Annotated in this window: 9 protein-coding genes; 3 read left to right on the top strand and 6 right to left on the bottom strand. The window is 71.2% G+C overall.

The genetic code is table 11. The features are described from left to right. Positions 1-51: 51 nt before the first annotated feature. The 5 genes from QSJ97_RS19405 to QSJ97_RS19425 all read right to left on the bottom strand — a co-directional run bounded on the left by QSJ97_RS19405 (position 52) and on the right by QSJ97_RS19425 (position 4354). Positions 52-891, bottom strand: a complete 840-nt coding sequence (locus QSJ97_RS19405; RefSeq protein ID WP_285673774.1) for a hypothetical protein — start codon at positions 889-891, stop codon at positions 52-54. 326 nt (positions 892-1217) lie between these two features. Then, a complete protein-coding gene (gene hemA, locus QSJ97_RS19410) occupies positions 1218-2441 on the bottom strand; it encodes a 5-aminolevulinate synthase (RefSeq protein WP_285673775.1) in 1224 nt (407 codons plus the stop codon). A gap of 194 nt (positions 2442-2635) precedes the next feature. Beyond that, the gene (arfB, locus tag QSJ97_RS19415) at positions 2636-3055 is read right to left on the bottom strand and encodes an alternative ribosome rescue aminoacyl-tRNA hydrolase ArfB (RefSeq protein WP_285673778.1); all 420 of its coding nucleotides are present in this window, start codon (positions 3053-3055) and stop codon (positions 2636-2638) included. 4 nt (positions 3056-3059) lie between these two features. After that, positions 3060-3650, bottom strand: a complete 591-nt coding sequence (locus QSJ97_RS19420; RefSeq protein ID WP_285673780.1) for a queuosine precursor transporter — start codon at positions 3648-3650, stop codon at positions 3060-3062. 89 nt (positions 3651-3739) lie between these two features. Next, complete coding sequence (locus tag QSJ97_RS19425) at positions 3740-4354, bottom strand: glutathione S-transferase family protein (RefSeq protein WP_285673781.1); 615 nt, start codon at positions 4352-4354, stop codon at positions 3740-3742. Between the two features lie 139 nt (positions 4355-4493). On the opposite strand from QSJ97_RS19425, the gene moaA reads away from it, so the two are divergent. Both moaA and QSJ97_RS19435 read left to right on the top strand, forming a co-directional pair. Next, complete coding sequence (gene moaA, locus QSJ97_RS19430) at positions 4494-5501, top strand: GTP 3',8-cyclase MoaA (protein WP_285673782.1); 1008 nt, start codon at positions 4494-4496, stop codon at positions 5499-5501. A 2-nt stretch (positions 5502-5503) separates the two neighbouring features. Then, positions 5504-6793, top strand: a complete 1290-nt coding sequence (locus tag QSJ97_RS19435) for a hypothetical protein (protein ID WP_285673783.1) — start codon at positions 5504-5506, stop codon at positions 6791-6793. Here QSJ97_RS19435 and QSJ97_RS19440 read toward each other — a convergent pair. After that, on the bottom strand, positions 6790-7584 hold the full coding sequence (locus tag QSJ97_RS19440) for a bestrophin-like domain (protein WP_285673784.1): 795 nt from the start codon (positions 7582-7584) through the stop codon (positions 6790-6792). The genes QSJ97_RS19435 and QSJ97_RS19440 overlap by 4 nt on opposite strands. A 185-nt stretch (positions 7585-7769) precedes the next feature. Here QSJ97_RS19440 and QSJ97_RS19445 point away from each other — a divergent pair, with 185 nt between their 5' ends. After that, positions 7770-9749, top strand: coding sequence for a M24 family metallopeptidase (locus QSJ97_RS19445; protein ID WP_285673785.1), 1980 nt, complete (start codon positions 7770-7772; stop codon positions 9747-9749). Positions 9750-10011: the final 262 nt, after the last annotated feature.

A 10011-nucleotide genomic window follows, 5' to 3' on the forward strand; every position in this document is an offset into this window, starting at 1 on the left:
AGCATATATAGGCTGCGGCAAGGCGCGATGCAATGACGGCGTTGCGGGGGATCAGGCGGGGGCGCGGCGGCGGCGGGCGCGGAGCCCGAGCGCGGCCAGCCCGCCGGCCAGCAGCGCCAGCCCGCCCGGCAGCGGCACATTGGCGTTGACGGGGTCGGAGACCAGCGTCAGCTCCGCCGGGTTGAAGGTGAAGGTGACGATGTATTCGAGGCCGTAATCGAGCCCGTCGGTCGCCACGATGTCGCGCATGGTCTGCCCGTTCACGCCGGTGTTGTTGGAGTTCATGATGAACCCGGTGCCGTCGTTCTTCAGCACCAGCAGCGGCGGGTGGTAGCGCCCGGTCCCGTCCTCGCGGGCATCGAGCACCAGGATCGCGTTGTCGTCGTTGAGCGGGATCAGCGGCGGGGTCAGGATCGCCGGGTTCGAGAGGTCGATCAGGTTGTCGTAGCCGAGATCCGGCAGCGTCTCGAGCTCGCTGGCCTGCAGCCCGTCCGAGAGATCCGCGCCGGCGGCGATGATGAAGTCGAGCCCGCCGCCATTGCCGTAGAACTGCGCGCCGCCGACCGGCGCGCCCATGTTGATGTCCTCGCTCTGGAGCAGAAACTCCAGGAATCCCGATGGGTTACCGTGGTCGAGGAAGCGCGAGACATTGTACTCGATCACCGCGATGGCCGGGTCGGAATAGGCCGTGCCGGGCAGCAGCGGCACGCGGAGCGAGACCTCGAAGTCGAAGTCAAGCACAGCGCCCACCGGCGTGCCGGTGATCACAACGCCCGGATCGCCCCACGGATCCGAGAAGGTGAGCGTGCCCGCCCCGGCCGGTGCCGCGAGCGCGATCAGGCCGGCGGCGAGGGCAGCGCGCAGGCCGGAAAGACGGGCGGTACGGCGCATGGACGTCTCCTGTCGAGGCAATTCAGCCGCGAGGGTAACATCGTCCGTCGCAGGGAGCTACCGTAAAGCATCCGCCCGCCGGGGAGGCGGAAACGCGGCGTATGGTTTCGGTATGGGTTCGGTATGGCAGGCGATCCGGCATCCGGGGCCGGGGTTCGGATGCGCCGGAACAGATGTTCGTCCCGAACCTCCGGGAGGCATTCCCGGCAGAACCTCCGGGGCGAACCTCCCGCTCGGACCTCCGGGGGGACCTTTCCGCTGCGGCTGCTGCCGCGGCGCGGAAACGGGCGCCGGGCAGCGCCCCGCCGCGCGTCGGCGCCGGATGGCTACTCGGCGGCCTTCGGCATGCGGGCCAGCTGGCACTGGCTCCAGAGGCTCTCCAGCGCCGCGGCGAGCCGGTCGAGCTCGGCCTCCCCGTGCAGCGGGCCGGGGGTGAAGCGCAGCCGCTCGGTGCCCTTCGGCACGGTGGGATAGTTGATCGGCTGCACGTAGATCCCCCACTCCTCGAGCAGCAGGTCCGAGAGCCATTTGCACTTGTGCGGATCGCCCACCATCACCGGCACGATATGGGAAGGGTTGTCGATATGCGGCACGCCGATCGCGTCGAGCCGCGCGCGCAGCCCGGCCACCGCGGCGCGCTGGCCGGCGCGCTCCGCGTCGCTCGCCTTGAGATGGCGGATCGCCGCGCAGGCCCCCGCGGCGACGGCGGGCGGCAGCGCGGTGGTGAAGATGAAACCGCTGGCGAAGCTGCGGACGAAGTCGCAGAGCGCCGCGCTGGCCGCGATATAGCCGCCCATCACGCCGAAGGCCTTGCCGAGGGTGCCCTCGATCACGGTGATCCGGTGCATCAGCCCCTCGCGCTCGGCGACGCCGCCGCCGCGGGGCCCGTACATCCCCACCGCATGCACCTCGTCGAGATAGGTCATCGCGCCGTAGCGGTCGGCAAGGTCGCAGATCTCGGCGATCGGGGCGATGTCGCCATCCATCGAATAGACCGATTCGAAGGCGATCATCTTCGGCGCCTCGGCCGGCAGCGCCGCCAGCTGGCGCTCGAGATCCTCGAGGTCGTTGTGCTTCCAGATCCGCTTCTCGGCGCGGGAATGGCGGATGCCCTCGATCATGCTGGCATGGTTCAGCGCGTCCGACAGCACCACGAGCCCGGGGATCTTCGCCGCCAGCGTGCCGATGCCCGCCCAGTTGGAGACATAGCCGGAAGTGAAGAGCAGCGCCGCCTCCTTGCCATGCAGATCGGCGAGCTCGGCCTCCAGCGCGACATGGTGGACATTGGTGCCGGAGATGTTGCGCGTGCCGCCGGCACCGGCGCCGCAGGTCGCCAGCGCCTCCTGCATCGCCGCGATCACCTTCGGGTGCTGGCCCATGCCGAGATAGTCGTTCGAGCACCAGACGGTGACCGGGTGCTCGCGCCCGCCGCTGCGCCGGGTGGCCGCCGGGAACTGCCCGAGATGGCGCTCGAGATTCGCGAAGACACGATAGTTGCCCTCCGCCTTCAGCGCCTCGAGGCGCTCCTGGAAGTAACCCTCGTAGTCCATCGCCATCTCCCGACCGTACGACCGTGCTCAACGGTCACTGATATGCCCCGCCCGGCCTCTGCGCAACAACACGCATGGCTGCGGCATCTGGAAGCGCCCGGATGCCGAGCGCCGGACCTCACGGGAAAGATAGGGTGCCGCCGCGCGGACGGGACATGACTTCGATCAAGCCGTGCCGTCTTGCCACGGCCGGCTCACTCGGTCTCCGGCGGCGCGCGCAGGCGCTTCACCACGCCGCGCTGGGTCTTGGCGTCGAGCCGGCGGCGCTTGGAGGCCAGCGTCGGGCGGGTCGGCACGCGGCGCTTGGGCCGGTGGGTGGCGGCGAGGATCAGCGCGGCGAGGCGCTCGCGGGCCTCCTCGCGGTTGCGCGCCTGGCTGCGGTGGGCATCGGCCTGGATGATCACCGCGCCGTCCTGGGTCCAGCGCCGGCCGGCGAGGCGGCGCAGGCGCGCCTTGACCTCGGGGCTCAGGCTGGGCGAGCGCTGCGCCTCGAAGCGCAGCACCACCGCGGTCTCGACCTTGTTGACGTTCTGCCCGCCGGGGCCGGAGGCGCGGGCGAAGCTCTCGGTGATCTCCCAGTCCTGGATCGCGATCTGGTCGGTGATCCGGAGCATCGGCTCAGGGGCGGGCCGGTACCAGGGCGAGGGCGAGGCGGAAGGGCACCAGCGCCAGCAGCGCCAGCGTCATCTTCACGAGGAAGTCACCGACCGCGAGGCTGACCCAGAGCGCCGCCGCCGGCCCCTGGCCGAGCAGCGGCACGGTCTCCTGCGCCCAGCCGGCATCGTCGCCGAACATCACGAAGGCGGGGGCGAAGGCCAGCGAGAAGAAGAGCGCGGTGTCGAGCGCCGAGCCGATGGTCGAGGAGACCAGCGGCGCGCGCCACCAGGAGCCCGCGCGCAGCCGGTGGAAGACCTGGACATCGAGCAGCTGCGCCACCAGGAAGGCGGTGCCCGAGGCGACCGCGATGCGCGGGCCGGCGAGCCAGATCGACAGCACCACCGCCAGCGCGAAGCCCGCCAGCACCACGCGGCGCGCCGCCCCCGGCCCCATGGCGCGGTTCGCCAGATCGGTCACCAGGAAGGCGAAGGGATAGGTGAAGGCGCCCCAGGTCAGCCAGTCGCCGACCGGGTACTGCACCAGGATGTTCGAGGCGGTGACCACCACCGCCATCGCCGCCACGCCAAGGCCCACGCCGCGCCACGCCTGCATCGCTATCCTCCAGACAAGATGGGCAGCGTGCATACGCGAGCGCGGCGCGTTTGGCCAGCCCCTGCCGCAAGGGTCAGCCGGCGGCGGCGCTAGACCTCGGGCCGGGTCTCGGCGAAGGCCGGCAGCGCCAGCGCCCGCTCGGCGAGGCCGGCGAGCCGCGGACAGGCCGGCTCGATCAGCCAGGGATTGGTCGCCTCGACGAACTGCAGCGCGATCACCGCGGCGATGTCCGAGCCGTCCGGCGCCTCGCCGCCCATGAAGCCGGCCTCCGGCGCCAGCGCCTCGAGCCCGGCGAGCCCGCCGCGGATCTGCGTCGTCAGCCGCTCCTGCCAGGCCGGCCACTGGAACTCCTCGGGGCGGCGGTTCTTCTCGTAGACCATCGCCACGGCCTTCTCCGAGAGCGAGTTGGCCAGCGCCAGGCGCTGCAGGCAGGCGCGCCGCGCATCGCCGGTGGCGGGCACCAGCCGCCGCCCCTCGGGCGCGGTCTCGTCGAGCCAGTCGCAGACCGCGAAGGTCTCGATCATCTCGGTGCCGTCGTCGAGGATCAGGATCGGCACCCGGCCGACCGGGTTGTGCGCGCGCACCTCGTCCCAGGTCTCGCCCATCGGCGCGATCATCCGGCGCTCGACCTCGCGGCCCTGCAGCGCGCACCAGATCGCGATCCGCCGGGCATAGGGCGACAGGTTCCGTCCGTAGAGAATCATCGTATCCCTCCCCTTCACTCGGCGGCCATCTGGCCCGGGCCGGCCGCGCATGTCCAGCGCCGGGGCCCTGCCCCCTGCGGGCGGGATTGCACTCGGCCGGGCCGCCGCTTAGGTTCACTGAAATCACCGAGGGAGAGCCATGCAGACCCCGCCGCTGATCGACCCCTTCGCCCGCGCGATCACCTATCTGCGCGTGAGCGTGACCGACCGCTGCGACTTCCGCTGCGTCTACTGCATGGCGGAACAGATGACCTTCCTGCCGAAGCGCGATCTGCTGACGCTCGAGGAGCTCGACCGGCTCTGCACCCGCTTCATCGGTCTCGGCGTGCGCAAGCTGCGCGTGACCGGCGGCGAGCCGCTGGTGCGCAAGGGCATCATGACCTTCTTCGACCGCATGGGCCGGCATCTGGAGAGCGGCGCGCTCGACGAGCTGACCGTCACCACCAACGGCTCGCAGCTCGCGCGCTTCGCGCCGGATCTCGCCGCCGCCGGGGTGCGGCGCGTCAATGTCTCGCTCGACACGCTGGACGATCGCAAGTTCGCCGAGATCACCCGCTGGGGCCGGCTCGCGCAGGTGCTGCAGGGCATCGAGGCGGCGCAGGCGGCCGGGCTCCGGGTCAAGATCAACACCGTGGCGCTCAAGGGCACCAATGACGACGAGATCCACCGGCTGGTCGAGTGGTGCAACGACTGGGGCATGGACCTCACCTTCATCGAGGTGATGCCGATGGGCGATCTCGGCAACGAGGACCGGCTCGACCAGTATTATCCCCTCGACCGGCTGCGCGCGGATCTCGCCACCCGCTGGACGCTGACCGAGACCGCCGAGCGCACCGGCGGCCCGGCCCGCTATTTCCGCGTCTCCGAGACCGGGCAGCGGATCGGCTTCATCACCCCGCTGACGCACAACTTCTGCGAAAGCTGCAACCGGGTGCGGCTGACCTGCACCGGCCAGCTCTACATGTGCCTCGGGCAGGACGACGATGCCGACCTGCGCGCGGTGATGCGCGGCGGCGCCTCCGACGAGGCGCTGGCGGCGGCGATCCGCGAGGCGATCGCGCGCAAGCCGAAGGGCCATGACTTCGACTATTCGCGCCAGCGCGTCGAGGGCCAGGTCGGCCGGCACATGTCGACCACCGGCGGCTGAGCATGGGCCGCGGTGCCGGGGCGCTCGCGCTCTTCGGGCTGACGGCAACGCTCTGGCTCGGCGCGGCACTGGCACTCGGGGTGTTCGCCGCCGCTCCTGCGGGAGACGAGACCGACTATCTCGCCCGCGGCACCGGCTTCGCCCGCGAGGGCTGGGCCGCGCTGGCCGACGGCTACCGCCCGCCGTTCCTGCCGCTGCTGATCGCCGGGCTCGACCGGCTGGTGCCGGCCGAGGCGCTCGCCGGGGCGGCGCGGCTCGCCAACATCCTCACGGCCGCCGCGATCCCGGCGCTCTGGTGGGCGCTGGCGCCCAGCGGTCCCGAGCGGCGGATGTTTCACCTGATGGCGGCCGCGACGGCGCTCTGGCCGCCATTCCACCTGCTGGCGGAGGCCGCCATGGCCGAGGCGCCGGGGTTCTTCCTGGTCAATCTCGGGCTGGCGCTCGCGCTGCGCCCCGGGCCGGCCCTGCCGCGCGCGCTGGCGGCCGGGGCGGCGGTGGGGCTGGCGACGCTGGCCAAGGCCAATGCGGCGCTGATGCTGCTGCCGCTGGCCGCCTGCCTCGCGGCGCGGGCCGGCGGGGGGCTCGGGCGGGGCGCCGGGCTCGCGGCCGTGATGGCGCTGGGCACCGGCGCAGTGCTGGCCCCATGGGTCGCCTTCGTGACTGCCGAGATGGGCGCGCCGCGGCTCACCACCAGCGGCGCGAAGAACCTGCTGCTCGGCACCGGGCACCACGATTTCGGCTTCGGCAGCGCCTCGGCGGGCAATGGCGGGCTGCCGGAGGCCTGGCGGCAGCGGCATCTCCCCGCGCTCCGGCAGGTCGGGGACACGCGCACCGCCCTGCCCGGCCCCGAGGCCGCCGCGATGATCGCCGCCGAGCGCGCGGCCAAGGCCGCCGCCGGGGGCCCGGAACGGCAGGCCCGGGTGCGCGGCCGCGAGGCGCTCGCCGGCCGCCTCGCCGCCGCGGCCTGGGCGGACGACCCGCTCCGGCAGGCGCGCTATGGCGCGGCCAAGCTCGCCCATTCCTTCGGCTTCTCGCTGCGCGGCCCGGCCGACTGGCTGCAGGCCGGCTTCACGCTGGCCGCGCTCGGCGCCGCTCTGGCGCTGGCCTGGCTCGGGCGGGCAGGCATCCCCGCGGCGGTGGGGCTGTCGCTGCTGGCGGCGGCGGCGGTGGCCTTCGTCTTCCTGCCGAACATCCGGCTGAAGACCCTGCTCTTCGACGCCCCGGCGCTGCTCGCCCTCTGCGCCCTGGCGGCGGCGATCCTCCCGGCCCGGAGCCGCGCCGCGCCGCCCTAGCCGCCGGCGCCGCCGTGGCGGCCGATCTCGCCCTCCAGCACCCGCTCGAAGGCCACCGGCGCCAGCGCGCCCGGCGGCACATAGGGGTCGGAGAAGGCATAGATGAAGGACAGCACGAGCCCGGTATAGCCGGCGAAGAGGCCGAGCAGCATCAGGTTGATCCCGCTCGGCGCGAAGCTGAAATAGGGCAGCGCCACCAGCACCACCCCGACGCAGGCGGCAAACCAGAAGAAGGGGCTGATGCGGTGCAGCGCGGCGTTCTCGCGGGCCACGCGCAGCTCGGCGATGTCGTGGATGCGCTCTAGGATATGCGCGCGCAGCGACTCCGCCCGCGGCGTGTCGGCGGCGAGGTCGAGCGCCGCGCCATAGGCCCCGTCCCAGGCCGCCCAGGCATCGGAGGACAGCCGCTTCTCGCTGCCGAGCCCCTGCCACTCCGCGCCGGCGGCGAGGCGGAGATAGGCGGCGATGCGGTCGCGGATCTCCGCCGATCCTTCGCCGCCATGGCGGCCGGCGTCGAAATAGATGTCGGCGATGGCGGTGGCCTCGAGCCGGGTCTGGTCGCGGATCTGCTGGTGCTCGTAGAGCTCCTGCGCGAAGACCAGCGCGAGGATCAGCCCGTGCAGCGCGCCGATGCGGAACACCATGCTGTCGGCCAGCGCGCGGGTGTCGGCGGTGAGCCGCGGCGCGGCGACGAGGCGCGCCAGGCCATAGGTTGCGAGCGCCAGCGCCACCGTGCCGGCGCAGAACAGGAGCCCGGCGACGATGTCGAACTGGGCCGGAAGCCCGATCATGGCGTGCCGCCCTCCCCGCTGGCCGTCCGCTGCATGGCCGGCATGTTCCCTCCCGGCGGCAATGGCTGCCGCCGCGCAATTCAGAATGGCAAAGCGGCGCGATCTCCGCTAGCCTCGGCATCGGGTCTGCGGGGCGTGCGCGAACGGGCGAGCGGCCCCGCCTCCGTGCAGGCGAGGAGGTAGCTATGGCGCTGAATGCGAACTCCAAGATCAAGTTCGACAGCACGTGGTGGAAGAAGCAGTGTCCGAAGGACCTGTTCCGCGAGAAGAAGTTCACGCGCTTCATCGACGCGATGGACGATTTCGGCGATGCCGAGCGCCGGCTCGACATCCAGGCCGGCGACGACCAGCTCTCCAGCACCGACCTCGCCGAGCTGCGCAAGGCCAAGGAGCTGATCGTCAAGATCGAGAAGCCGCGCAAGGAGTTCATGGACTACTGCGCCGAGCGGGCCAAGGATCTCCTCAAGGCCAAGGACAAGAAGCTCGTCGAGGAGCGCAAGACCTACGAGGTGCTCGCCAGGATCCTGAAGAGCACGGTGCCTGCCGCGGTGCAGGATTTCAACGAGATGCTCGACAGCTTCGACGGCGATGCGGTCGACGCGCCGATGGTCACGCCGGCCGCGCACAGCGCCTATCTCAAGCGCACCATGCCGCGGCTGAAGCGCCTGCCCTTCCATTTCGGCTTTGCGCTCGTCGCGCAGGAGCCGACCGACCAGCGCTTCCTGTTCCACAACAAGAAGGCGCCGCGCAGCCTCGCCAACACGCTGAAGAACGACGTCACCCCGCGCAAGCTGACCTGGGGCATTGCCTATGGCGGCGGCATCTACGAGGGCGCGAGCTACCCCGCCGCAACCCTGGTGCTGGTGGTGCAGGGCCCGATGGTGCCGAGCTTCGCCCGCCGGGTCCGGGTGACGCTGAAGGCCTTCGGCATCTCGATGTTCAACAACGTCGTGGTGATCAAGGACGGCGAGGAGGTCGAGGCCTCGACGGCGGAGGAGGGCGACGAGCTGCCGACCGAGGAGATCGAGGCGGAGGATCTCGACGCGCTCGATCTCGAGGTCGAGGAGGAGGACCCGAACACGGTCAAGAGCTCCTTCTCCAAGGAGGAATACGAGGCGATGCAGCAGGCGGACATTCCGCCGCCGCCGCCCCCGCCGCCGCCGAAGGCGCCGCCGCCGCCGAAACCCGCCGCGGTGAAGCCGGCGCCGGAGGGCGCGCAGGCGCTCTCCCCCGAGCTGCTGGCCTGGCAGAAGAAGCGAATCGCGCTCGCCGGCAAGGTCGAGCGCTGTGTCGCCGACACCTGGGGCCCCTACAAGAAGGTCCAGGGCATGTGGAAGGCGGCCGTCGCCGGCGCCAAGAAGGGGCAGTTCGACAGCGCGCTGAAGGCCGCCGCGGCGATCGAGCGGATGCTCGAGAAATACACCCCCGGCCCGGAGCCGGACCGCCAGAAATGGGAGCGCTCGGCACCGCCGATCATTTCCCAGGTCGTCGAGATGCGGCGGAACGGCGAGGGCGACCACGAATCGATGCTCTGCTACTGGTCGACGGCGAAGATGCTCGCCGATGACGGCGATTACGCCCTCGCGCTAAAGTTCCTCAGCCAGGTCAGCTGGCTGATCGAGCACAAGGACGACCCGCAGGTCGACGAGATCCCGGTCGACCCCGTCGCCAAGCGCAACGAGGCCGAGGACCTGATCGCCAAGCTCGAGCGCATCGAGGACGAGCTGGAGGGCGCGCTCGCCAAGCTGAAGGAAGCCGACACGAAGACCGGAAAGAAGACCGAACGCCCGGTCGACCGACTCACCAGCACCGTGCGCAAGGCGCTCTACGACGCCGATCCGGCCGAGGTCGAGAACTACGATTTCAAGTCGGCACTGCTGGCGCTGAAGGAACTCGACAAGATCATCGAGGAAGCCAGGAAGGCCGGCTTCAAGGCCGAGAAGACCATCGATCACATCCGCAAGACCGCGGCGGATCTCGACAATCAGGTGAAGAGCATCGCGCACAAGGTGAGCGATCCGGATCTCGAGCCGTTCTTCGTCGATGCCAGCCGCGCGCGGGGCCGGATGGCGAAGTTCCTGCGCAAGAACGATCTCTTCGGCGCCCTGCCGAAGCTCAAGCCCTGGCAGAAGGCGGTCGATGCCCTGATGCAAGAGGCCGGCTGACCGGCCCGCTTTTCCCGCGCCGGTGCCGGCCCCCGGCCGGCGCCGGGCGGCCTGCGCCGCGATCCGCGGCCGCGCCCCCGCCCTGCCCAGCGGCCGTTCCGCGACGGCCGCTTTGCCGGGCGCATTCCGATGCACATCGCCGGGCGCACCGACGTCACCTTCCCCACGCGAAAACCGCTTGCCCCTATACAGCGAACTTCATATAGTCGCCGCGACCCGGGCTGCACCCAAGGTGCGTCCGTGGCCGAGACCGAGGCAATCA

Source organism: Paralimibaculum aggregatum, assembly GCF_030270585.1.
GTDB lineage: Bacteria > Pseudomonadota > Alphaproteobacteria > Rhodobacterales > Rhodobacteraceae > Thermohalobaculum > Thermohalobaculum aggregatum.